A 412-nucleotide genomic window follows, 5' to 3' on the forward strand; every position below is an offset into this window, starting at 1 on the left:
CGGCTTGCCGAGCTGGTCGCCGGCGACGATGGCGCCGTCGTAGGGCAGCGTATGCGCCACTGCCTTGAGCTTGCGCCAGATCGGCGTCAGCTTCATGACCGCGATCAGCAGGCCGGGCATGCCGACCGATTTGAGGAAGGCGCCCACGGCGTCGCCGCGCCGGTTGTCGGCGATGGCTTGGCGGATCGCTGCCCAGTCGCCTTGCGTGGTCGCGCGGCTGTCGTCGACGATCAGCGGCGCTTCGTAGAGCGCGAGCCTCCTGATGCCGGGCAGGCGGGCTGCCGCCATCAGCGCCAGCATGGCGCCGGAAGACATGCCCCAGACATAGGCTTCGCCGCCGGCCGCCCGCAGCACGGCCTCGATGTCATCGACCTCGCGCTCGACGGCGTAAGGCAAGGTGTCGCCGCTGTCG

The 412-nt window shown here is 70.4% G+C and carries 1 pseudogene; it reads right to left on the reverse strand.

The annotated features are described in order from the left end of the window. Nucleotides 1-412: pseudogene (locus ACWTU8_RS33050) on the reverse strand (alpha/beta hydrolase); the annotation flags it as partial.

The sequence above is a fragment of the Mesorhizobium sp. BHbdii genome (assembly GCF_053848045.1).